We start from the raw sequence: 21,896 nt of genomic DNA, 5'->3' as shown, positions 1-21,896 counted from the left end.
TCCGATGAGGTCCGTAGTTGACAGGCATAAGGATAGCGGACATAGTTTTCAATATTCAAGACTAAGTTTCACATAATGGAACCAAAAGGGAGGAAACCATGGTCCATAAGAAAGCGGGCGCGCTCGCCGTCATGGCAGCGTTGCTCATGTCCACGTCTGCGATGGCTCAGGACAAGCGCGTCGTCACCTGGAACGCCGACTACGATCCGATTCCGCTGGCCGCTGCCGAAGCGCTGATCGCTGACTTCGAGACCGCTAACCCCGAGATCGACGTCCAGTTGACCAACTTCGACCACGAAGCCTACAAGAACGCGATCCGCAACTTCCTGACTGCGGATGCGCCGGACCTGGCCAACTGGTATGCCGCGAACCGGATGCGTCCGTTCGTCGAGGCTGGCCTGTTCGCCGACATCTCGGACGTCTGGGCCAACAACGGCTTGATGGAGTCGCTGTCGGCTTCGGTCCCGTCGTCGACCATCGACGGCAAGCAGTATGCGATCCCCTACACCTACTATCAGTGGGGCATCTATTATAACCGCGACGCCTACAAAGCTGCGGGCGTGGAAGCTCCCGGCGCCGAAGGCGTGACCTGGGACCAGTTCCTGGCGAACTGCGAGAAGTTCAAGGCCGCAGGCATCGACTGTGTGACCACCGGTTCCAGCGCACTGTGGCCCGTCGCAGGCATCTTCGACTACATTTCGCTCCGCACCAATGGTTACCAGTTCCACAGCGACCTCGCCGCGGGCAAGGTTTCGTGGACCTCGCCGGAAGCGCGGGCCGTTTTCGACAACTTCGGCAAACTGCAGCCCTTCGTCACCGAGAACCATGCTGCCATCGACTGGCAGGATGCAGCGGCGCTGTTCGTGCAGGGCAAGGCTGCCAACTACGTGATGGGCAACTTCGCCGTCGGCGTCTTCAAGGAAGGCGGGATGACGAACGACAATCTCGGCTTCATGGTGTTCCCGGAAATCACCGCAGGCGTCGCCCGCGCCGAGGAAGCTCCGACCGACACGATCCACCTGACCTCGGGCGCGAAGAACCCCGATGATGCGAAGACGTTCCTGGCTTACATGGCCAGCCCGGAAGCGCAGTCCAAGTGGAACACGGCCGTTGGCCAGCTCCCGACCAACAAGAACGCAACCGTCCCGGCGGACGATCCGTTCCTGACGGCGGGCTTCAAGGCTCTGTCCACCTCGACCGGTGGCATCGCCCAGTTCTGGGACCGCGACGCGGATGCCGAATATGCCAAGGCCGGCATGGAAGGTTTCCAGCGGTTCCTGGTGCAGCCCGAGGCGCTGGAAGAGATTCTGGCGCAGTTGGAAGCGACGCGCACGCGCCTCTTCCCACAGTGATCTGACGACACGGGCGCTCCCCAATGGGGGGCGCCCGTCTTCTGTTTTGGGAGGGCGACACACATGTCACAGGCGGCAGATGCAGGCGCGGTGGTCCCGGCACGACGGACCGCAAGGCGCTGGAACCAGCGGACCCTTGCACCTTGGCTGTTCCTTGCGCCCGGGCTTTTCATGTTCACCGTCTATGTCCTCTGGCCCATCGTCCAGAGCATCACCCTATCGTTCTACGACTGGAACGGGCTTTACAACGCTGACGGCGATTTCACCGGCACCTTCGTCGGCGGGCGCAACTATGCCGAGCTGATGACCGACCCGGCCTTCGAGACCTCGCTCTGGAACAACCTCAAGTGGCTGGTCCTTTACATGGCGGCTCTGCCGATCGGCCTTTTCATCGCGATCTTCCTGAACCAGACAGTGCGTGGCATCCGGCTTTACAAGTCGTTGTTCTTCTTCCCCTTCGTGATCAGCCAGGTCGTCGTCGGCCTGATCTTCGCGTGGTTCTACGCGCCGAACTTCGGCCTCTTCTACCTGCTGACCGAAGCCATCACAGGCAAAGGCACCGCGATCCTCGCCAACCCCGACCTTGTGACCTACGGCATCATCGTCGCCGGCCTCTGGCCGCAGATCGCCTATGTGATGATCCTGTACCTTACCGGACTGAACAACGTAGCCCCCGACCAGATCGAGGCCGCGCGGCTTGACGGCGCCAAGGGCTGGAAGATGCTCTGGTATGTCGTGCTGCCGCAACTGCGCCCCGCGACCTTCATCGCGGTGATCGTCACAGTCATCGGCGCGCTGCGCAGCTTCGACCTTGTGTCGATCATGACCAGCGGCGGGCCCTTCGGATCATCACGGGTGCTGTCTTACTACATGTATGAAATGGCGCTCGGTGAATTCGGGTTCCGCATGGGCTACGGCGCCGCCATCGCAGTCGTGCTCTTTGCCATCATGATGATCTTCATCTCGGGCTTCATCTGGAAGATGTGGCGCGACGAAACGGAGCGATAGGCCATGTTTCCCCGCCCCATTCAGCAATCCAGCACCGGCGCACAATGGCTTTACACCATCGCCTTGCCCATCGCGCTCGTGATCTGGCTGTTCCCGCTTCTCGGCGTGGCGCTAACCTCGCTGCGGCCCGCATCCGACCTTGCGCAAGGCAACTACTTCGGCATGCCTTCGGGCATCGCGTGGGAGAATTACGTCTACATCTTCACCGAAACGCCGATCGGGCAATACATGGTCAACTCGCTGTGGGTGACGATCCCGACCGTGATAGGTGCCGTGACCCTGTCGCTGATGACCGGCTTTGCCCTCGCGGTCTACGGCTTCCGGGGCAACATCCTCGTCTTTTTCATGTTCGTCGCAGGCAACTTCGTGCCGTTCCAGATTCTGATGGTGCCGGTGCGCGACATGACGCTGCAACTTGGCATGTATGACACTTGGTATGGCCTCGCCCTCTTTCACATCGCGTTCCAGACCGGCTTCTGCACCCTCTTCATGCGCAACTTCATCAAGGCTCTGCCATTCGAACTGATCGAGGCTGCACGGGTTGAAGGCGTGGCCGAATGGCGCATCTTCTGGTTCATCGTACTGCCCCTGATGCGCCCCGCAATCGCGGCGCTGTCGGTGCTGGTCTTCACCTTCATATGGAACGACTTCTTCTGGGCCACCGTCCTGACCCAGGGCGTCGACAGCCAGCCGATCACCGCAGGCCTTTCTTCGCTGAACGGCCAGTGGATCGCACAGTGGCACCTGGTCTCGGCCGGATCGATCCTCGCAGCCCTGCCGCCCGTCGCGATGTTCTTCCTGATGCAGAAGCACTTCATCGCCGGTCTTACCCTCGGCGCGGTCAAGTAACATGGAATGGCGCGTCGACGCAGGGGGCCAGACCCTGGCCCTGGCCACCTCGGGTGGCATCCCCGAGGTCATTTACTGGGGCGCGACCCTTCCCGTCACCGAAGACCTGTCGCAACTCTCCGCGTCGGCACTGAACGACATCACCGGCGGGATGCTCGACAAACTGCCCGCCCTGTCGCTCAGCCCCGAACCGGGCCGCGCGTTTCAGGGCCAACCGGGGCATTTGCTGGCCGAAGCCGACGGTACCCCCCTGAACCCCGCCTTCAGCTTCACCCACGCCGACGAAGCCCCCGGCCACCTCGCGCTGCACAACCACGCCGACGGCATCACCCTCAGCCACCACGTCACCGCCCACCCGACCGGCGTCCTGACCCTGAAGACCACCCTCACCGCCAACCGACCGATCCGCGTCCACTGGCTCGCCGCCCCCGTCCTGCCCGCCCCGCAAAACGGCGACATGATCGACGTTCACGGCAAGTGGACACGCGAGTTCCACCTCACCCGCACCCCCTGGTCGCCCGGCATCCGCCTGCGCGAGGCGCGCACCGGGCGCTCCGGGCACGAACACCCCCCCTATCTGATCCTTGCCGAAGCAGGCTGCACCAACACCCAAGGCACCGCCGCCGCCCTCCACTACGCATGGTCCGGCGGCCATCGCATGGTCGCCGAGGAGCTTCCCGACGGTCGTCGTCAAATCCAGTTCGGCGCCCCGATGGCTGCTGAAACCGAAGCCCGTACCCATTTTGAAACCGCCGACCTGATCGCCGTCCACTCCACCACCGGCCTGAACGGCATCGCCGCGGCGTTCCAAGCTGATATACGCGACCGCGTGGTGCAGTGGCCGAACCCTATCCGCCCCCGCCCCGTCCACTACAACTGCTGGGAAGCCGTCTATTTCCGCCACTCCCTGCCCGAGCTTGCCGAAATCGCCACCCGCGCCGCCGCCCTCGGCGCCGAACGCTTCGTCCTTGACGATGGCTGGTTCGGCCGGCGGGACGACGACACCACCTCGCTCGGCGACTGGACGATGGACAGCCGGAAATGGCCCGATGGCCTTCACCCCCTCATCGCCCACATCCATTCCCTCGGCATGACCTTCGGCCTCTGGTTCGAACCCGAGATGGTCAACCCGGACTCAGACCTTTTCCGCGCGCACCCCGACTGGATGCTGGGCCCCCGTGACCAGACCACCGGCCGCCACCAGATGGTCCTCGACCTTGCCAATCCAGCCGTGCGCGACAACCTTTTCGCGCAGGTCTCCGCGATCCTGACCGAATACCCGATCGACTACATCAAATGGGATCACAACCGCCTCCTCCCCGTGGTCGACACCGCCCAGACCCACGGCATCTACGACCTTCTCTCCCGTCTCCGCACCGCCCTCCCTAACGTGGAGATCGAATCCTGCGCCTCTGGCGGGGGCCGGATCGACGCGGGCATCCTCGCCCACACCCACCGCGTCTGGCTGTCGGACAGTAACGACGCCCTCGAACGCCTGCGGATGCAGCACGACGCCGCCCTCTTCCTGCCGGCCGCAATCACCGGCTCCCACGTCGGCCCGCGCCACTGCCACACCTCGGGCCGCAATCTCTCCATGTCGTTCCGCGCCTGGGTCGCAGCCCAGCGCCACATGGGCTTCGAGATGGACCTGCGCGAACTGACCGAGGATGAGGCACTGACCCTTGGCCGCGTCACCGCATGGTGGAAGGCCAATCGCGACTGGATGCTGTCCGGCACCATCCACCGGCTTGACGCCGCCGACCCCGCCGTCACCGCCGAACTGCAGATCGCCGCCGACGGGCGCCGCTTCGTCGTCTTCTCCGGTCAGGCCGAAACCAGCGTCCAGATCCTGCCCCGTCCCCTTGCCCTTACCGGTCTGGAACCTGACGCCCGCTACCGGGTTACCCTGATCAACCCCGAAGACGCGCCGCGCCAGTCGCGCGGGCCGAACGCGCTCAAATCCGCGCCGCTTACCCTGTCAGGCCGCGCCCTGATGACACGGGGGCTCTTGCTCCCGGTGGCATGGCCCGCCACCATGTGGGTCGTCGAAGGAAGGAAGCTGGATGACTGACCTGCCCACATTTCCCGATCTCAAAGGGCAGTCCGTCTTCATCACCGGCGGCGGCTCGGGCATCGGCGCCGCGCTGACCGAAGGCTTCCTGCATCAAGGCGCGAAGGTCGCCTTCTGCCAACGCTCCGACGCGACCGAATTTTGCGATGCAATGGAGCGCAAGACCAAGAACCGCCCGCTGTTCCTGCCTTGCGACCTCACGCTGGTCGACCAGTTGCAACTCACCCTCTCCACCGCCGCGCGCGTCCACGGGCCGATCACCGTCCTCGTGAACAACGCCGCCGACGACAAGCGGGTCGAAACCGCCAAGATAGACGAGGCGTTTTGGGATTGGTCGATGGCGATCAACCTGCGCTCCTACTTCTTTGCCGCCCAGGCGGTGCTGCCGGGAATGAAGGCCGCGGGCGGCGGCTCGATCATCAACTTCTCCTCGATCAGCTACATGATGGCTGACACCGGCTACGTCCCCTACATCACCGCCAATGCCGGCATCACCGGCATGACCCGCACCCTTGCCCGCGAATTCGGCCCTGACCGCATCCGCGTCAACGCCCTCGCCCCCGGCTGGGTGCTGACGCAAAAGCAGAAAGATCTCTGGGTCACGCCCGAGGCGTTGGCCGCCCACGTCGCGCGGCAATGCCTGAAGGACACGCTCGATCCCGAAGACATTGTCGGTGGCGTGCTGTTCCTCGCGTCAAAGGCGTCGCGCATGATGACCGGTCAGGCAATGGTCATCGACGGCGGCGTGGTGGTGACCGGATGAAACCAGCATGGATCGCTGTCGATTGGGGCACCTCCAACCTCCGCGCCTGGGCGATCGGGTCGGACGGCTCCGTGCTTGACCACGCGGAATCGCATGATGGCATGGGCAAACTCGCGCGCGATGCGTTTGAACCGGCCCTCCTCCGCCTCATCACCCCGTGGCTGGGCGCAGGCGTAACCACCGTCATCGCCTGCGGGATGGTCGGCTCCCGCCAGGGCTGGCATGAGGCTCCCTACCGCACGGTCCCCTGCACCCCGCTCGACCACGTGGCCCTCGTCACCGCGCCCACCACCGACCCACGCATCCACGTCCGCCTCGCCCCCGGCCTGCGCCAGATGAAACCGGCTGACGTGATGCGCGGCGAAGAAACCCAGATCGCCGGGGCGCTGGCTCTGTCACCCGGTTTTGACGGCGTGATGTGCCTGCCCGGCACGCATTCGAAATGGGTCCACCTCAGCGCGGGCGAGGTTGTCAGCTTCCAGACCTACATGACGGGCGAACTCTTCGCCCTCCTTTCCGAACACTCGGTCCTGCGCCACGGCATGACGGGCGAAGGCTGGGACGAAGCCGCCTTCGACGAAGCCCTGTCCGACGCCCTGTCCCGCCCCGAGAAAATCGCCGCCCGCCTTTTCGCCCTGCGCGCCGAGGGGCTGGTGAACGGCCTGTCCCCCGCCGCCGCCCGCGCGCGGCTGTCGGGCCTTCTGATCGGCATCGAACTTGCCGGCGCGCGGCCCTACTGGCTCGGTCAGGCCGTCGCCCTGATCGGCGCGGAAAGGCTGTCGGCCACCTACGCCCGCGCGCTGAAGGCCCAGGGCGTCGACGCCCGCCTCCTGCCCGCCACCGACTGCACGCTGGCAGGCCTTGCCAGCCTTGCCCGCCAACCCGAGGCCACCCGATGAAACACCGCAACCTGATCGCCATCCTGCGCGGCCTCACCCCCGACGAGGCTCTGCCCATCGGCGAGGCGCTGCTCGCCGCCGGCATCACCCGCATCGAGGTGCCGCTGAACTCGCCTCACCCGATGACCTCCATCGCGGCGATGGCACACACCTTCGGCCAGCGCGCCGAGATCGGCGCCGGCACCGTGCTGACCGTGCAGGACGTGGCCGAGGTCGCCGATGCCGGCGGCACCCTCGTCGTGTCGCCCAACTGCGACCCCGAGGTGATCGCCGCCACCCGCGCCCGCGGCATGGCCTCTTGGCCCGGCGTGATGACCCCCACCGAATGTTTCGCCGCCCTCAAGGCCGGCGCCACCGGCCTGAAGATCTTCCCCGCCTCGCTCGTCGGCCCCGACGGGTTAAAGGCGATCCGCGCCGTCCTGCCGAAATTGACCCAGGTCTACGCCGTCGGCGGCGCCGGTCCCGGCAACTTTGCCCAATGGGTCCACGCCGGCGCGTCGGGCTTCGGCATCGGCACGGCGCTTTACACCCCCGGCATCACCCCCGCCGAAATCACCGCCCGCGCCGCCTCCATCGTGGCCGCCCACGACGCCGCCTTCGCATGATCTTCGACGACCGCATCTGCGCGCTTGGCGAAGGCCCGCTCTGGCACCCCCTCCGCCAGCAGCTTTTCTGGTTCGACATCATCGGCCAGCGCCTCCTCACCCGCATCGGTGACGGACCTGAGGAATGGCACTTCACCGAAATGGTCTCCGCCGCCGGCTGGATCACCCGCGACGAACTGCTGATCGCCTCCGAAACCGCGCTTTTCCGCTTCAACCTTGAAACCGGCGTGCAAACCCACCTCATCGCGCTGGAAGCCGACAACCCGAAGACCCGCTCCAACGACGGCCGCTCCGATCCACAGGGCGGCTTCTGGATCGGCACGATGGGCAAGGTCGAAGGCCCCGGCACCCCCGCCATGGGCGCGATCTACCGCTATTACCGGGGTGAACTGCGCAAGCTTTTCGCACCCATCGCCATCCCGAACTCCATTTCCTTCCCCCCCGGCGGCCAATCGGCCTGCTTCACCGACACCGTCACCGGCCGCGTCCTGCGCGTCACACTTGATGCCGATGGCTGGCCCAAGGGCCAACCCGAAACCTTCCTCGACCTCACCGCCCTTGGCCTCCACCCCGACGGCGCGGTGTTCGATGCGGACGGCATCTTCTGGGGTGCACAATGGGGCGCCTCCCGCGTCGCGGCCTACGCGCCCGACGGCACCTTCCTGCGCGCCGTCCCCTTCGACGCCCCGCACACCTCCTGCCCGGCTTTCGGCGGCGACACGCTTTACTGCACCACGGCGCTCCACAACATGGACGCCGCCGCGCGCGCAAAGCACCCGAACGCTGGCAAAACCTTCATGGCCAAGGGCATCGCCCAGGGCCAACCGGAACATCAGGTCACCTTATGAAACGCACCCTCGGCGTCTGCTACTACCCCGAACACTGGCCCGAGACGCAATGGGCCGAAGACGCCGCCCGCATGGCCGCCCTCGGCCTCACCTGGGTCCGCATCGGCGAATTCGCCTGGAGCCGGATGGAACCCACCCCCGGCGCCTACCAGTGGGAGTGGCTTGACCGCGCCATCGCCACCTTGGGCCAAGCCGGCCTCAAGGTCGTCCTTGGCACCCCCACCGCCACCCCGCCGCGCTGGATGCTCGACCGCCACCCCGACATGCTGGCGCTGGACAAGGACGGCAAGCCCCGCGGCTTCGGCTCCCGCCGCCACTACTGCTTCTCGCATCAGGGCTACCGCACCGAATGCGCGAAGATCGTCACCGCACTTGCCGAACGCTACGGCCGCAACCCCTTCGTCGCCGCCTGGCAGACCGACAACGAATACGCCTGCCACGCCACCACGCTCAGCTATTCCGGCGCCGCCCGCACCGGCTTCCGCGACTGGCTTGCCCGCAAGTACCAATCGCCCGATGCGCTGAACCGCGCCTGGGGCAACGTGTTCTGGTCAATGGAATACTCTGATTTCAACGATATCGGCCTGCCGAACCTGATCGTGACCGAACCGAATCCGTCCCACGTGATGGATTTCCGCCGCTTCGCCAGCGATGAGGTGGTCAGCTTCAACCGCCTGCAAACCGACATCATCCGCAAGCATTCCGCTTACCCAATCGCCCACAATTACATGGGCGCGGTCACCGAATTCGACCATTTCGCCACCGGCGCCGATCTCGATATCGCAAGCTGGGACAGCTACCCCTTGGGTTTCCTGTCCGACCGCATTCCCGCCCCGCAGGAACACAAGCGCCGCTTCGTCCGTCAGGGCGACCCCGACTTTCAGGCCTTCCACCACGACCTCTACCGCTCTGTCGGCGCCAGACGGTCCGGCGCCTCCGCCGCCGAGGGGCGCTGGTGGATCATGGAACAACAGCCCGGCCCGGTGAACTGGGCGCCCTTCAACCCCGATCCCTTGCCCGGCATGGCCCGCCTCTGGGCATGGGAAGCCTTCGCCCACGGCGCCGAGGCGGTCTGCTATTTCCGCTGGCGCCAGGCCCCCTTCGCGCAGGAACAGATGCACGCGGGCCTTCTTCGCCCTGACAGCGCCCCCGCCCAGGCATTCGCCGAGGCTGAACAGGTCGCCAAAGAACTGAAGGACATGCCCGATGTCGGTACCGCCCGCGCCGACGTGGCGCTGGTTTTCGACTACGCCTCTGATTGGGCATGGGAAATCCAGCCTCAGGGCCGCAGCTTCGCCTACCTCTGGCTCGTGTTCGATACCTACCGCGCGCTCCGCCGTCTCGGCCTGAACGTCGACATCCTGCCGCCCGACACGACCGATCTTTCCGCCTACAGGCTGGTCCTCGCCCCCGGCGTCTTCACCCTGTCGGACGCGCTCAAATCAGCGCTCGCCGCGCACAAGGGCACCGCGATCCTCGGCCCCCGCACCAACTCCAAGACGCCGAACTTTGCCATCCCCGTCCCGCTGCCCCCGGCCCTCCCCGGCCTCGACGCAAAGATTGTTCGCGTCGAAAGCCTGCCGCCCGACGTGCCGGTACCGCTCGCCGGCGGTGGCAACTTCCAGCACTGGCGCGAAAAACTCGAAGGCACCGCCGAGGTCACCGAAATGGCCACCGACGGCTGGCCCGCCCTCGTCTCCTCCGGCAAGCTTCACTACCTCGCCGGCTGGCCCGATGACGAGGCGATGACCCGTCTGTTGCAAGCCGCCTGCGACGCTGAAGGCCTTGAAACCGATCCCCTGCCCGAAGGACTGCGTCGCCGCGACAGCGCCACCCACCGCTTCCTGTTCAACTACAACCCGGTCCCGGCCGAATGGAGCGGCGTCACCATCCCCCCAGGCGGCGTCCATTGGACCCCGCTCTAGGGCGACGCCACGCGCCAGCCTGACCTGCTCTTTTCAAGAATACTCCGGGGTCCGGGGCTCGCTCCGGCCACCGGGGCAAGAACACCAACCCCACCCGCTGATCGCCTCCCCTCCCCCTCTTGGGAAGGGGGCTCCCTACCGGCAATCCTGCAGCCGCCGCCGCTGCCGCCCGTCCGCATCGAAATTCGCCGGGTCAAGCCAGGCCTCATACCTCGCCCGCAACGCGGGCCAATCCTTGTCGATCATCGCAAACCACGCCGTGTCGCGGCTTTTCCCCTTCACCACCATGTGCTGGCGAAACACCCCTTCGGCCTGAAAGCCGAAGCGCAGCGCCGCCCGCTTCGACGGCTCGTTTTCGTTGTTGCACTTCCACTCGAACCGGCGGTAGCCGAGGTCGTCGAACACATACCGCGCCATCAGATACAAGGCCTCGGTCGCCGCCGGTTTCCGCGCGATCGTCGGCCCCCAGTAGATGCTCCCGATCTCGATCACCCCGAACGCTTGGTCGATCCGCATCAACGCCTGCCGCCCCGCCACCCGACCGCTGGCCTTGTCGATCACCGCAAAGAACAGCGGGTCGGCGCTCTGCACCACCCGCTCCAGCCACGCGCGCAACTCCTCGCGCGATGCGGGCGGCGTCTCGAAAAGCCAGGTAAAGCGTCGCTCGGCCTCGGTATCAACCTCGCTCACCTCGGCGAAAAGCCCGTCCAGATGTCGCATCTCCAAGGGCTCGATCCGCACGAACCGCCCGTCCAGCACAACCCGCTCCGGCCGCGCCCGCGGCGTCCACGCGCCAAGGTCTTCCGGCATCTTCCATCCTCCAAATCCGATGGGAACGCTTAACGAACCCCTAACTGGCCTTTTAATTCATTGCTTTTGCTATGAATATCTAAACGTCCCACCGTGGGACACTCAGTCTCGCACCCCCACCTCGCCGGTCACGTCCATGAAGGCCACCGCATTCGGCCCCAGCACCAGCCGCTGGCCTTCAAGGCTCGCCGCCTGCACAGGCCCGACCAACCCGCCAACCCCCTCGACGGTCACGCTCACCGCCACCGCGGACAGGTTGAACAGGCACAAAAGCCCTTCCCCCTCCGCTTCCCGGACAAACCCCAACACCGGTTCTCCCACGTCCAGAAACCGCGTCCGCCCAGCGACCAGCGCTTCGGACCCTTTGCGAAACGCAATCATCTCGCGGTAATGTTCCAGCACCGACCCCGCGACCCCTGCCTGCCCCGCCACATGGCGCGCCAGTTGCGGCGGCTTCACCGGCAGCCACGGCCGCGCCGTGGAGAACCCGCCATAGTCCGACCCGTCCCACACCATCGGCGTGCGGGTATTGTCCCGCCCCACCGGCTCCGGCCAGAAGGCGATGCCCTGCGGATCGGTCAGCTCCTCAAATGCCAGCTCGGTATCGGTCTGCCCCAGCTCTTCGCCCTGCCAAAGACAGATCGAGCCCTCGAACGACAGCAACAGCGCCCCCGCCTGCTTGGCCAAGGCATCCTGGCTGGCGCCATGTTCTGCCCACCGGCTCACGTGCCGCACCACGTCATGGTTTGAAAACGCCCACATCGGCCAGCCCTCCGGCGCGCCGGCAAAGAACTCCGACAGCTTGCCGCGAAAGAACGCCGCCGAATACTCATACCCCATCAGTTCGAACGAATAGCACTGATGCAACCGCCTGGGTGCGGTATACTCTCCCATCATCTGGATCGCATGGTGGCTCTCCCCCATCTCGCCCACCGATGCCGCACCGTATTCGTCCAGAAGCCTACGGATGCGCTCCATCCAAGCCAGATTCTCCGATTGGTTCTTGTCGAAAAGATGGTACTGCATCCCGTAAGGATTGCCCTCGGCCTCGGGCTTTGCCCGGTAATCGGCCGGGTTGTCGCGAAACTGGGGGTCGTGGAAGAAGTAGTTCACCGTGTCGAACCGGAACCCATCCACCCCCCGCTCCAGCCAGAAGCGCAAGTTGCCCAAGGCCCAGTCCTGAACCTCGGGGTTGTGGTAGTTCAGGTCCGGCTGGCTGGCCAGAAAGTTGTGCAAGTAATACTGTTTGCGCCGCGCGTCCCACGCCCAAGCGCTTCCCCCGAACACTGAAAGCCAGTTCGACGGCGGGCTACCGTCAGGGCGCGGGTCGGCCCAGACATACCAGTCGGCCTTGGGGTTCACTCGTTGTGCGCGGCTTTCCGCAAAGGCCGGGTGTTGGTCGGACGAATGGCTCAGCACCTGATCGATGATGATCTTCAAACCAAGGTCATGAGCCCGCGCCACCAGCCCGGCAAAATCGGCCAGCGTGCCGAACACCGGGTCGACGTCGCAATAGTCGCTGACATCATAGCCCATGTCCTTCATCGGGCTGCGGAAGAAGGGCGACAACCAGACCGCATCTACCCCCAGATCGGCCAGATAGGGCAGGCGCCGCGTGATGCCGGGCAGATCCCCCACCCCGTCGCCGTTGTCGTCCTGAAACGACCGGGGATAGACCTGATAGGTCACCGAACCACGCCACCATTCCCGCATCCAAGCCTCCCCGTTCGCCCTCGGCGCGCATATCGGCCTACCCGGTCCACAACAGCTACCCTTGCCAACTCACGCCCGCAATCACGACGATAGCGGGGATGGGGATCATCCGTCCGGGTCGGTTGTATCCAGCACAATTCTCCGTTTGACGCGCCCAAAGCTGCGGCGCAAATTCCCGGCCCTGTGGACGGAGACCTGCCAGAATGATCAAGACATCCATGTTCACCCCGGTGCTTGTGGCGGGTTGCACGATTCTGATGATCTCGTTCGCGATCCGCGCCAGCTTTGGCGTCTTCCAGATTCCCGTCGCGACCGAATTTGGCTGGCCGCGCGCCGACTTCTCGATGGCAATCGCGATCCAGAACCTGGCCTGGGGCATCGGGCAGCCGATGTTTTCGGCGTTTGGCGAACGGTTTGGCGACCGCAAGACGATCATCATCGGCGCACTTCTGTATTCGCTTGGCATGGTGCTGTCAGCTTATGCGATCACACCGGGGCAACATCAGGCGCTGGCGATCCTAGTGGGCTTTGGCATCGCCGGCACCGGGTTTGGCGTGATCCTGCCGCTGATCGGCCGGGCCGCCAGCCCTGAAAGGCGCAGCCTGACGCTGGGCATCGGATCGGCGATAGGGTCGGCCGGTCAGGTGATCGGGCCGCCCGCGGCCGAGGCGTTGTTGCAGGTTTACAGTTGGCAAACCGTGTTCGTGATCTTTTCGGTGGTGATCCTGACCACGCTTCTGGCGCTGCCGTTCCTGCGCGCGCCAGACAAGGCGCAACGCAAGGCCGAGCCCGAGGAAAGCATGCTGACCGTCGTATCACGGGCGTTCCGCGACCCGTCTTATGCGCTGATCTTCCTTGGCTTTTTCTCGTGTGGCTATCAGCTTGGCTTCATCACTGCGCACTTCCCCGCCTTTATCACCGAGGTTTGCGGCCCGATAGACCCGGGCGGCATGCTGGCGGGCATGGGCATTGCCACAACCTCGGCGCTTGGCGCCACGGCCATCGCAGTGATCGGCATCGCCAACATCGGCGGGTCGGTCCTGTCGGGCTGGCTGGGCGCGCATTTCCCCAAGAAATACCTCCTCGCCGCGATCTACACCGGGCGGACGGTGGCCTCGGCCATCTTCATCCTGCTTCCGATGACCCCGACCACGGTTCTGGTCTATTCCGCAGTCATGGGGTCGCTGTGGCTGGCGACGGTGCCGCTGACCAGCGGGCTGGTCGCGCAGATCTACGGGGTGCGCTACATGGGCACGCTTTATGGCTTCGTGTTCCTCAGCCACCAGATCGGCAGCTTTCTGGGCGTCTGGCTGGGTGGAAAGTTCTACGACCTGAACGGCGATTACAGCGTTGTGTGGTGGATCGGCGTTGGCGTCGGTGCATTTTCCGCCATCGTCCATCTGCCGATCAGGGAACGCCCGATGCAGGCGCAACTGGCTTGAAGCCCGGCATGCCACTGGCCCTTTTCCGGCCCTGCGCCTAAAGCTTGTCCGGCACTGCCCAGAAAGTCATCCATGCGCGCCGGAATTGCCTCGCTTCTCATCGCCTACGTCCTCAGCCAGTTCTACCGGGCCTTTCTCGCCGTTCTCTCGCCCGTCCTGCAATCGGATCTCGGCGCCAGCGCGGCCGACCTCGCCTCGGCGTCGGGATGGTGGTTTCTGGCCTTCGCGGCGATGCAGTTGCCCATCGGTGCGGCGCTGGATCATTTCGGTCCGCGCCGCACCGCCGCCAGCCTGATGGCAGTGGGCGCGGTCGGGGCCGCCCTCTTTGCCGCCGCGACCAGCGCCCTGCACCTGAAGATCGCGATGGCCCTGATCGGTGCGGGCTGCGCGCCGGTGTTGATGGCCAGCTACTTCATCTTCGCCCGCAGCTTTTCTCCGGCACTGTTCGGCACGCTTGCCGGGGCAACCATCGGTTTCGGCGCGCTTGGCAACATCGCCTCGGCGCTGCCCCTGTCCGTGGCGGTCGAGGCGTTCGGCTGGCGCCCCACCGTCGCCGCACTTGCCGTTGTCACCGCCGTAACTGCGGCCGCCATTGCGCTTCTGGTGCACGATCCCGAACGCGCGCCGTCGCAGACCAAGGGCTCGCTTCTTGATCTTCTGAAGATGCCCGCGATCTGGCCGATCCTTGCGATGATGACGGTGTGCTACACTCCCATAGCCGGCCTGCGCGGCTTTTGGGTCGGGCCCTACTACACCGACATGCACGGTTTCGACCGGATTGAGGTGGGCGAGGTCGGCCTCTGGATCGGCATCGCGATGGTCGTTGGAAACTTTGCCTACGGGCCGCTCGACCGGGTGTTCGGGTCGCGCAAGTGGGTGATCTTTGCGGGCAACGCCCTCACCACGCTTTGCCTTTTCGGGCTGTGGTGGTTCGCCGCCGCCCCGCCCGCCGTCGCAACCGCGCTTCTCATCGCAGCCGGGTTCTTCGGCGCCAGTTTCCCGATGATGATCGCACATGGCCGCGCGTTCTTTCCGCCGCACCTGATGGGGCGGGGCGTCACGCTCCTCAACCTCTTTGGCATCGCGCCGATCGGGCTTGCCCAGATCGCCACCGGCCGCATCTTCGCCGCCACCCCCGAGGCGCCCTATCAGGCGGTATTCCTGTTCTTTGCCGTCACCACCGCCATCGGCCTTTTTGTCTATCTCTGGTCACAAGACCGGACCGACTGACCGCACCCCCTTTCCCCCGCCCGGTCCATGCGCTAACAGGCCCCGTCCCCATGCCGGGGGCAGACAAAGGAGAACCCCGATGGGCTACAAGGTCGTCGTCGCGGGTGCCACGGGTAACGTGGGCCGCGAAATGCTGAACATCCTCGCCGAGCGCGAGTTTCCCGTTGACGAGATCGTGGCGCTTGCGTCGCGCAAATCGCTCGGCACTGAAGTCAGCTTTGGCGACAAGACCTTGAAATGCAAGGATCTGGACACCTTCGATTTCACTGGCTGGGACATTGCGCTGTTCGCCATCGGGTCGGACGCGACCAAGATCTACGCCCCGAAGGCCGCAGGTGCGGGCTGCATCGTGATCGATAACTCGTCGCTCTACCGCTACGATCCGGACGTCCCGCTGATCGTGCCGGAAGTGAACGCGCATGCGATCATGGGCTATGCCAAGAAGAACATCATCGCAAACCCCAACTGCTCGACCGCTCAGATGGTGGTGGCGCTGAAGCCGCTGCATGACCGCGCCACGATCAAGCGCGTAGTGGTGGCGACCTATCAATCCGTGTCCGGCGCCGGCAAGGAAGGGATGGACGAGCTTTGGAACCAGACCAAGGCGATCTACAACCCGACCGACAACGTGCCGCCGTCCAAGTTCTCCAAGCAGATCGCTTTCAACGTGATCCCGCATATCGACGTGTTCCTGGACTCGGGCGAGACCAAGGAAGAATGGAAGATGGTGGCCGAGACGAAGAAGATCCTCGATCCCAAGATCAAGGTCACCGCGACCTGCGTCCGGGTGCCGGTCTTTGTCGGCCATTCCGAGGCGATAAACATCGAAACGGAAGAGTTCCTCGACTGGCAGGAAGCGCAAGATATCCTGCGCGAAGCCCCCGGCATCATGCTGGTCGACAAGCGCGAGTCCGGTGGCTACATCACGCCGATCGAATGCGTGGGCGAGTTTGCGACCTACGTCAGCCGCGTGCGGCAGGACAGCACCATCGAAAATGGCCTGTCGCTGTGGTGCGTGTCCGACAACCTGCGCAAGGGCGCTGCACTGAACGCGGTGCAGATCGCAGAGTTGCTGGGTCAGAAAGTCCTGAAGAAGGGCTGATCGAATTTTCTGACGGCTGCACCAGCGGCCGTCAGAACCGCTCAGCGCGCAAGACCTCGGTGTCGGTGATCGACACCACGCCGATGTGCCGCTCCACCACCGTGAACGCCGCTTCAATCAGCGTATCCAGCCGCTCCGGCCGGATCAGGCAGATCACGGCCACCATCCCTGCCCGGCCCACCTGCCCCTCGCGCGTCCAGCGCCCCGATCGCCCCGATCCGCCCAGAACCGGCAGCACGGTGAACCCCGTGACGCCCGCCTTTTCCAAGGCCGCGGTCAGCCGCGTTTCCATCGGCGCCTCGATGATGATTTCCACGCGCTTGGCGGGATGGGTCTGCATGGGTCAGCCTCCGAATGCTTGCGCCACGGCCACATAGGTCGGGATGCCCAGCGTCAGGTTGAACGGGAATGTAACGCCCAAGGACAGGGTCAGGTAAAGCGCCGGGTTCGCCTCGGGCAGCGCCACGCGCATCGCCGCCGGCACCGCGATATAGGAGGCCGAGGCGGCCAGCACCATCATCATCGCCACACCGCCGGTCGACAGCCCAAGGCCGAGTCCGACGATCAGACCTGCTGCAGCGCCGATCATCGGCATCAGGATGCCGAAGGCCAGCGCCCCTGCGGTCAGCACGCCCTTCGCGCCCTTCAGCCCACGCCCCGCCACTAGCCCCATGTCCAGCAGGAACAGGCACAAGATCCCTTGGAACGGTGCCACGATGAAGGCGTCGATCCGCTCCATCCCCTTGGCCCCTGTGATCAGGCCGATGATGAACGACCCGACCAACAGAACGATAGACCCGTTCAGCAGGATTTCGCGCCAGAGGTCGGCGTCCATCTTCGCCGCCTGCCCTGACCGCGCCACCAGCCACAGCGCCGATACGATGGCCGGCGCCTCCATCGCCGCCGCCACGGCCACCATGTAGCCTTCGGATGCGATGCCCGACGATTGCAGCACCGAGGTTGCGGTGACGAAGGTCACGATCGAGATCGAGCCGTAGTGCGCGGCAACCGCCGCCGCGTCTATCGGGGAAAGCTTCGTCAGCAGTTTCAACAGCGCAAACGCCACGAAGGGCAGGCCGAACGACAGCATGACGCCGCCAAGGATCGCCAGCCCAAGGCTGGCATCAAGCCCGTGATCGTTGACCGCGACACCGCCTTTGAAGCCGATGGCGAAGAGAAGGTAGATCGACATGGTCTTGGCCGCAGCTTCCGGGATCGACAGTTCCGAGCGTGCCAGCGAGGCCGCCAGCCCAAGGGCAAAGCAAAGGATCATCGGCGTCAGCAGGTTGGCGGCGGCCAGCGAAAGGATACCGTCCATTCCTACACCGCCACGAACGCGTTATGCGCCGGGTCGTAGTATTCCAGCCCGCCCTCGCCGGTATCGGTCCACAGGCCATGCAGGGTCAGCCGTTCATCTTCGACCGCCTCCTTGACGAAGGGAAAGGTCAGCAGGTTCTCGAGGCTGATCAGGACGGCCTCCTTTTCAAGCGCCGGCATGATCTGATCGGCATCCAGATGCGCCACACGGGTATAGCCGGGGCGCAGGATATCCATCCATCGGCCCACGAAGGAAGACTTCGCCTCAAGTTCCGGCGCCAGCCCCGAACACATGTCATGGCAGCCTTTCACGCCGCCGCAGTTGGAATGGCCCAAGATCACGATATGCGCCACGCCAAGGCTGCTGACCGCATATTCCACCGCCGCCGAAGTGCCGTGATACTCGCCATCGGGGTTATAGGGCGGCACAAGGTTGGCGACGTTGCGGTGGATGAAGAACTCGCCCTCGTCCGCCCCGAAGATCGAGGTGACATGCACCCGGCTGTCGCAGCAGGAAATCACCATCGCCCGCGGATGCTGGCCGGATGCGGCAAGCCTGCGATACCACGCCCGGTTTTCCTGATAGGTGGTCGCGCGCCAGCCCTGAAACCGCTGGATCAGGTAGCCGGGCAAGGGACGAACGAACTGCATCAGGCGCTTCCTTCGGTCGGACCTTCGCTGTCTAGGCGGCATTTGGCGAAAATTCGAGAGGCAAATTCTGCCGCCGCAACCCCGCCTGCAACGAAATCTTCAGCATGGCGCGCAAAACATGGTGTCGGGTGTGATGGGCAACGGTTGGGGTAACCAGATGAACAAGATAACGGCTCTCAGGCCGCGTGAAGTCGTGCGTCAGGACGCCGAACCGATCGCCGCGATCTACCGCAATCTTGGCGCGCAGACGGCGGAACAGATGGTGACGCGCGCGCTTGGCGAACTTGCGCTGACCATGGCGGGCATCGCGGCTCAGGTAAAGTCGCACGATCTGGCCGACCTCGCGCGGCAGTTGACGCGGCTGCGGCGGATGGCCGAAAACCTGGGCCTGACCAGCCTTGGCGCGGTGTCCGATGATGTCCGCATCTGCCTTGAACGGTCCGACAATACTGCCTTCGCCGCCGTTTGGGCGCGCCTGCTGCGGGTTGCCGAACGGTCGATCGCGCAGGACGAAGGGTTTGCCGACCTGTCGGTCTGATCGGCCATGCACACGCGGCGCGATCAGCGTACTGGACCTGCGATGCAGCCGGGCCTAGAACCCTTGCATCCGCAGCAACCAAAAGCCTGTCATGTCACAAGATCAGCTGAAACCGGCCTTCACCGACGCCGGCGTACCAAGCCTGCCGCTGCACGCCGTGCGCGCCAATGACCTGCCAACGTTTCTGGCCGGGCCGGGCGCGCGCTGGCAAGGCTGGCTGACCGCGTCGGGGTTCGAGGCCGGCCTCGGCGACGTGCGGCTGCTGCCCAGCGCGGATGCCACGGTCGCCGGGGCTGTGGTCGGGCTTGGCACCGACATGGCGCGCCGACGCCAGCGCTTCGGGCTGGCCAAGGCCGCAACCACGCTGCCTGCGGGCAACTGGGCCCTGCACGGCTCGCTTGATATTGCCGAACGGACCGAGGCCGCCCTTGGCTGGCTGCTGGCGGGTTACCGGTTCGACCGCTATCGCCCCGGGCGCAAGCCCGCATCGCTGCCGCGCCTGTGCTGCCCCGAAGGCGTGGACGCGGGACGCCTTACCGCGATGGCCGAAGGCGAGTTCCTGACCCGCGACCTCATCAACACCCCCGCGCTGGACCTTGGTCCGGCCGAGCTTGAGACGGCATTCCTCGCCCTCGCGGACGAGTTTTCCTGCTTTACGAACGTGGTGCGCGGCGATGACCTTCTGGCGCAGAACTTCCCGATGATCCACGCCGTGGGCCGCGCCTCGCCCCGCGCGCCCCGCCTGCTGGAAATGCGCTGGGGCCACGCCGGACCGCGCTTGACGCTGGTCGGCAAGGGCGTGTGCTTCGACACAGGCGGACTGAACATCAAACCATCGTCGGGCATGAGCTTGATGAAGAAGGACATGGGCGGAGCCGCAACCGTGCTTGGCCTTGCGCGGATGATCATGGCGCTGAACCTGCCGCTGCGCCTGCGGGTGCTGGTGCCTGCGGTCGAAAACGTGATCTCGGGCAATGCCCAGCGCCCGAAGGACATCCTGACCAGCCGCAAGGGCCTGACGGTCGAGGTGAACGATACCGATGCCGAAGGCCGACTGGTGCTGGCCGACGCGCTGGCCTACGCCTGCGAGGAGGACGTCGACGCGCTGGTGTCGATGGCCACCCTGACGGGGGCCGCCCGCGTTGCCGTTGGACCGGATCTTGCCCCCTATTACTGTGACGACGCGGGCATTGTCGCAGCGCTGGAGGCGGGTGCGGTGGCGGGTTTCGATCCGGTCTGGCGCCTGCCGTTCCACGACGCTTACGAAAGCGTCATCGAACCCGGCATCGCCGATCTGGACAACGCCCCCGGCTTTGGTTTTGCCGGGTCTATCACCGCAGCGCTGTTCCTGCGCCGCTTCGTGACGACAGGGCGCTACCTGCATTTCGACATCTACGGTCATGTGCCCACCGACCAACCTGCGCGACCCAAGGGAGGCGCGGGTCAGGGTGCGCGGGCGGTTCTTGGAGCCTTGCCTGCGATGCTGGGCATCTGACCCGGCGGTGGGACCGGAGGGTTTCACACCCTCCGGACCTCCCGTTGGATATTTCTGCAAAGAGGAAGACACCATGCAGCCGACCAGTGGAGAGGGACGATGGATCGCCGTCTGACACCGTTTTCCGGCCGCGTGGCGCTGACCGCGTTGCAAGGCCGGATCGACGCTCCGCTGACAGCGGGCGAGGCCGCGCAGGTTGTCGTTCCGCTGGCCGATCTGCTTGCCAAGCCGGGCGGGGCGCGGGATCGGCAGATCCTTCTGGGCGATGCGGTCACGGTGGTCGACCGGGACCAAGGCCATTGCTTTGTCCAGACGGCGAAAGACGGCTACTGCGGCTGGCTGGACGAGGCTGCGGTGGGCGACGCCAGCCCGCCGACGCACTGGGTTTCGGCCCCCGCCACGCATGTCTACCCCGAGCCGAGGGTGCAGGCGCGCGAACGCATTGCGCTAAGCCTCGGGGCCAAGCTCTGCGTGACCGGCACTCATGGGACCTGGGCCGAAACCACGCTTGGCTTCGTGCCGGCAGTCCATGTGCGGCGGCTTGGCGACTGGGCCGGCGATCCGGTATCCGTCGCCGAAAGCCTGATCGGGACGCCCTACCTCTGGGGCGGCAATTCGCGGGCCGGGCTGGATTGTTCCGGTCTAGCGCAGGTTTCGCTGCATGCGGCAGGTCTCGACTGCCCCGGCGACAGCGACATGCAGCAAGCGCTTGGTGCAGCCCTGAGCGACGGGGATGCACTGCAGCGCAGCGATCTTCTGTTCTGGAAGGGGCATGTGGCCATTGTCACCGGGCCCGACCGGCTGATCCACTCCAACGGTCACAGCATGTCGGTGGCGTATGAGGGCATCGTAGAAACCATAGCCCGCATCGCCAGCCAAGGTGGCGGGCCGGTTATCGCGCGCCGAAGGCTTTAGTCGACGGCCCGGATCAGCTTGCGCTCCAGCACCCGCAGCACCGACGGCAGGTCGTGACCACGGCGCAAGACCTGCCCATCCATCCCGACCACGGCATAAAGCCCCTGCTTGCCGCGCAGGCGTGGCCGCTTTTCGATGCGGTAAAGCGGATTTTCCGCTGTACGCCGGAATACCGAGAACACCGCCAGATCGCGCAGACAGGAAATGCCGTAATCGCGCCACTCACCGGCAGCGACCATCTGGCCGTAAAGCCGCAGGATCAGCCCCAGTTCCTTGCGGTCAAAGCTGACGTCTTCATACAGGCGCTGGCTGGCGGGGAACGGGGTCGGAGCTTCCATATTCATCGTGAAAGTCTACGCCCTT

General features: G+C 65.1%; 21 protein-coding genes. 15 read left to right on the top strand and 6 right to left on the bottom strand.

Going from position 1 to position 21,896, the window contains the following annotated elements:
- The first annotated feature begins 98 nt into the window (after positions 1 to 98).
- The 9 genes from ACROUL_RS03815 to ACROUL_RS03775 all read left to right on the top strand — a co-directional run bounded on the left by ACROUL_RS03815 (position 99) and on the right by ACROUL_RS03775 (position 10,320).
- The gene (locus tag ACROUL_RS03815) at positions 99 to 1,352 is read left to right on the top strand and encodes an ABC transporter substrate-binding protein (RefSeq protein ID WP_431298220.1); all 1,254 of its coding nucleotides are present in this window, start codon (positions 99 to 101) and stop codon (positions 1,350 to 1,352) included.
- A gap of 63 nt (positions 1,353 to 1,415) precedes the next feature.
- On the top strand, positions 1,416 to 2,360 hold the full coding sequence (locus tag ACROUL_RS03810; RefSeq protein ID WP_431298219.1) for a carbohydrate ABC transporter permease: 945 nt from the start codon (positions 1,416 to 1,418) through the stop codon (positions 2,358 to 2,360).
- Between the two features lie 3 nt (positions 2,361 to 2,363).
- Entirely contained in the window at positions 2,364 to 3,209 is an 846-nt protein-coding gene (locus ACROUL_RS03805) for a carbohydrate ABC transporter permease (protein ID WP_431298218.1), read from the top strand.
- Between the two features lies 1 nt (position 3,210).
- The gene (locus ACROUL_RS03800) at positions 3,211 to 5,280 is read left to right on the top strand and encodes an alpha-galactosidase (RefSeq protein WP_431298217.1); all 2,070 of its coding nucleotides are present in this window, start codon (positions 3,211 to 3,213) and stop codon (positions 5,278 to 5,280) included.
- Positions 5,273 to 6,043: an SDR family NAD(P)-dependent oxidoreductase gene (locus ACROUL_RS03795; protein WP_431298216.1), complete on the top strand. Its 771-nt coding sequence runs from the start codon at positions 5,273 to 5,275 to the stop codon at positions 6,041 to 6,043. The genes ACROUL_RS03800 and ACROUL_RS03795 overlap by 8 nt, the downstream gene beginning before the upstream one ends.
- Positions 6,040 to 6,942: a 2-dehydro-3-deoxygalactonokinase gene (locus ACROUL_RS03790; RefSeq protein WP_431298215.1), complete on the top strand. Its 903-nt coding sequence runs from the start codon at positions 6,040 to 6,042 to the stop codon at positions 6,940 to 6,942. Before ACROUL_RS03795 ends, ACROUL_RS03790 begins: the two co-directional genes overlap by 4 nt.
- Positions 6,939 to 7,547 (top strand): 2-dehydro-3-deoxy-6-phosphogalactonate aldolase, encoded by a 609-nt coding sequence (locus ACROUL_RS03785; RefSeq protein WP_431298214.1) that lies wholly within the window; start codon positions 6,939 to 6,941, stop codon positions 7,545 to 7,547. The genes ACROUL_RS03790 and ACROUL_RS03785 overlap by 4 nt, the downstream gene beginning before the upstream one ends.
- Positions 7,544 to 8,395: an SMP-30/gluconolactonase/LRE family protein gene (locus tag ACROUL_RS03780; RefSeq protein ID WP_431298213.1), complete on the top strand. Its 852-nt coding sequence runs from the start codon at positions 7,544 to 7,546 to the stop codon at positions 8,393 to 8,395. The genes ACROUL_RS03785 and ACROUL_RS03780 overlap by 4 nt, the downstream gene beginning before the upstream one ends.
- Entirely contained in the window at positions 8,392 to 10,320 is a 1,929-nt protein-coding gene (locus ACROUL_RS03775) for a beta-galactosidase (protein WP_431298212.1), read from the top strand. Before ACROUL_RS03780 ends, ACROUL_RS03775 begins: the two co-directional genes overlap by 4 nt.
- 135 nt (positions 10,321 to 10,455) lie before the next feature.
- Here the strand turns inward: ACROUL_RS03775 and ACROUL_RS03770 are convergent, their stop codons facing one another.
- Together ACROUL_RS03770 and ACROUL_RS03765 are read right to left on the bottom strand one after the other, a co-directional pair.
- Positions 10,456 to 11,130, bottom strand: a complete 675-nt coding sequence (locus ACROUL_RS03770) for a GNAT family N-acetyltransferase (protein WP_431298211.1) — start codon at positions 11,128 to 11,130, stop codon at positions 10,456 to 10,458.
- Between the two features lie 102 nt (positions 11,131 to 11,232).
- Positions 11,233 to 12,843, bottom strand: a complete 1,611-nt coding sequence (locus ACROUL_RS03765) for an alpha-glucosidase family protein (protein WP_431298210.1) — start codon at positions 12,841 to 12,843, stop codon at positions 11,233 to 11,235.
- Positions 12,844 to 13,046: 203 nt separating this feature from the next.
- Here ACROUL_RS03765 and ACROUL_RS03760 point away from each other — a divergent pair, with 203 nt between their 5' ends.
- From ACROUL_RS03760 to ACROUL_RS03750, 3 genes are all read left to right on the top strand, one after another.
- Positions 13,047 to 14,285, top strand: coding sequence for an MFS transporter (locus ACROUL_RS03760; RefSeq protein ID WP_431298209.1), 1,239 nt, complete (start codon positions 13,047 to 13,049; stop codon positions 14,283 to 14,285).
- 72 nt (positions 14,286 to 14,357) lie between these two features.
- Entirely contained in the window at positions 14,358 to 15,515 is a 1,158-nt protein-coding gene (locus ACROUL_RS03755; protein ID WP_431298208.1) for an MFS transporter, read from the top strand.
- A 79-nt stretch (positions 15,516 to 15,594) separates the two neighbouring features.
- A complete protein-coding gene (locus ACROUL_RS03750) occupies positions 15,595 to 16,617 on the top strand; it encodes an aspartate-semialdehyde dehydrogenase (protein ID WP_431298207.1) in 1,023 nt (340 codons plus the stop codon).
- Positions 16,618 to 16,648: 31 nt separating this feature from the next.
- Here the strand turns inward: ACROUL_RS03750 and ACROUL_RS03745 are convergent, their stop codons facing one another.
- Genes ACROUL_RS03745 through ACROUL_RS03735 form a run of 3 tightly spaced genes read right to left on the bottom strand, consistent with a single transcriptional unit; the run spans position 16,649 to position 18,585 of the window.
- Complete coding sequence (locus tag ACROUL_RS03745) at positions 16,649 to 16,957, bottom strand: P-II family nitrogen regulator (RefSeq protein WP_431298206.1); 309 nt, start codon at positions 16,955 to 16,957, stop codon at positions 16,649 to 16,651.
- A 3-nt stretch (positions 16,958 to 16,960) separates the two neighbouring features.
- The gene (locus ACROUL_RS03740; protein WP_431298205.1) at positions 16,961 to 17,935 is read right to left on the bottom strand and encodes a sodium-dependent bicarbonate transport family permease; all 975 of its coding nucleotides are present in this window, start codon (positions 17,933 to 17,935) and stop codon (positions 16,961 to 16,963) included.
- Positions 17,936 to 17,937: 2 nt separating this feature from the next.
- Complete coding sequence (locus tag ACROUL_RS03735) at positions 17,938 to 18,585, bottom strand: carbonic anhydrase (RefSeq protein WP_431298204.1); 648 nt, start codon at positions 18,583 to 18,585, stop codon at positions 17,938 to 17,940.
- Positions 18,586 to 18,742: 157 nt separating this feature from the next.
- Between ACROUL_RS03735 and ACROUL_RS03730 the strand changes: the two genes are divergently transcribed.
- From ACROUL_RS03730 to ACROUL_RS03720, 3 genes are all read left to right on the top strand, one after another.
- Complete coding sequence (locus tag ACROUL_RS03730; protein WP_431298203.1) at positions 18,743 to 19,123, top strand: hypothetical protein; 381 nt, start codon at positions 18,743 to 18,745, stop codon at positions 19,121 to 19,123.
- 106 nt (positions 19,124 to 19,229) lie between these two features.
- On the top strand, positions 19,230 to 20,618 hold the full coding sequence (locus ACROUL_RS03725) for a leucyl aminopeptidase family protein (protein WP_431301241.1): 1,389 nt from the start codon (positions 19,230 to 19,232) through the stop codon (positions 20,616 to 20,618).
- Between the two features lie 99 nt (positions 20,619 to 20,717).
- Complete coding sequence (locus ACROUL_RS03720) at positions 20,718 to 21,533, top strand: NlpC/P60 family protein (protein ID WP_431298202.1); 816 nt, start codon at positions 20,718 to 20,720, stop codon at positions 21,531 to 21,533.
- Here ACROUL_RS03720 and ACROUL_RS03715 read toward each other — a convergent pair.
- Complete coding sequence (locus ACROUL_RS03715; protein WP_431301240.1) at positions 21,530 to 21,871, bottom strand: DUF2794 domain-containing protein; 342 nt, start codon at positions 21,869 to 21,871, stop codon at positions 21,530 to 21,532. The genes ACROUL_RS03720 and ACROUL_RS03715 overlap by 4 nt on opposite strands.
- Between the last annotated feature and the right edge of the window lie 25 nt (positions 21,872 to 21,896).

The organism is Tabrizicola sp. BL-A-41-H6 (assembly GCF_050632395.1).
Classification (GTDB): domain Bacteria; phylum Pseudomonadota; class Alphaproteobacteria; order Rhodobacterales; family Rhodobacteraceae; genus JAUYQR01.
The sequence above is the reverse complement of the archived record's forward strand: the minus strand, read 5'-3'. Positions and strand labels throughout refer to the sequence as shown.

Excerpts from the sequence above, each read along its gene's own strand:
- ACROUL_RS03810 (WP_431298219.1), top strand. The coding sequence starts at position 1,416 with ATGTCACAGGCGGCAGATGCAGGCGCGGTGGTCCCGGCACGACGGACC.
- ACROUL_RS03765 (WP_431298210.1), bottom strand. The coding sequence starts at position 12,843 with ATGCGGGAATGGTGGCGTGGTTCGGTGACCTATCAGGTCTATCCCCGG.
- ACROUL_RS03785 (WP_431298214.1), top strand. The coding sequence starts at position 6,939 with ATGAAACACCGCAACCTGATCGCCATCCTGCGCGGCCTCACCCCCGAC.
- ACROUL_RS03800 (WP_431298217.1), top strand. The coding sequence starts at position 3,211 with ATGGAATGGCGCGTCGACGCAGGGGGCCAGACCCTGGCCCTGGCCACC.
- ACROUL_RS03815 (WP_431298220.1), top strand. The coding sequence starts at position 99 with ATGGTCCATAAGAAAGCGGGCGCGCTCGCCGTCATGGCAGCGTTGCTC.
- ACROUL_RS03745 (WP_431298206.1), bottom strand. The coding sequence starts at position 16,957 with ATGCAGACCCATCCCGCCAAGCGCGTGGAAATCATCATCGAGGCGCCG.
- ACROUL_RS03775 (WP_431298212.1), top strand. The coding sequence starts at position 8,392 with ATGAAACGCACCCTCGGCGTCTGCTACTACCCCGAACACTGGCCCGAG.
- ACROUL_RS03770 (WP_431298211.1), bottom strand. The coding sequence starts at position 11,130 with ATGCCGGAAGACCTTGGCGCGTGGACGCCGCGGGCGCGGCCGGAGCGG.
- ACROUL_RS03780 (WP_431298213.1), top strand. The coding sequence starts at position 7,544 with ATGATCTTCGACGACCGCATCTGCGCGCTTGGCGAAGGCCCGCTCTGG.
- ACROUL_RS03720 (WP_431298202.1), top strand. The coding sequence starts at position 20,718 with ATGGATCGCCGTCTGACACCGTTTTCCGGCCGCGTGGCGCTGACCGCG.
- ACROUL_RS03730 (WP_431298203.1), top strand. The coding sequence starts at position 18,743 with ATGAACAAGATAACGGCTCTCAGGCCGCGTGAAGTCGTGCGTCAGGAC.
- ACROUL_RS03760 (WP_431298209.1), top strand. The coding sequence starts at position 13,047 with ATGATCAAGACATCCATGTTCACCCCGGTGCTTGTGGCGGGTTGCACG.
- ACROUL_RS03795 (WP_431298216.1), top strand. The coding sequence starts at position 5,273 with ATGACTGACCTGCCCACATTTCCCGATCTCAAAGGGCAGTCCGTCTTC.
- ACROUL_RS03740 (WP_431298205.1), bottom strand. The coding sequence starts at position 17,935 with ATGGACGGTATCCTTTCGCTGGCCGCCGCCAACCTGCTGACGCCGATG.
- ACROUL_RS03735 (WP_431298204.1), bottom strand. The coding sequence starts at position 18,585 with ATGCAGTTCGTTCGTCCCTTGCCCGGCTACCTGATCCAGCGGTTTCAG.
- ACROUL_RS03805 (WP_431298218.1), top strand. The coding sequence starts at position 2,364 with ATGTTTCCCCGCCCCATTCAGCAATCCAGCACCGGCGCACAATGGCTT.
- ACROUL_RS03755 (WP_431298208.1), top strand. The coding sequence starts at position 14,358 with ATGCGCGCCGGAATTGCCTCGCTTCTCATCGCCTACGTCCTCAGCCAG.
- ACROUL_RS03790 (WP_431298215.1), top strand. The coding sequence starts at position 6,040 with ATGAAACCAGCATGGATCGCTGTCGATTGGGGCACCTCCAACCTCCGC.
- ACROUL_RS03750 (WP_431298207.1), top strand. The coding sequence starts at position 15,595 with ATGGGCTACAAGGTCGTCGTCGCGGGTGCCACGGGTAACGTGGGCCGC.
- ACROUL_RS03715 (WP_431301240.1), bottom strand. The coding sequence starts at position 21,871 with ATGGAAGCTCCGACCCCGTTCCCCGCCAGCCAGCGCCTGTATGAAGAC.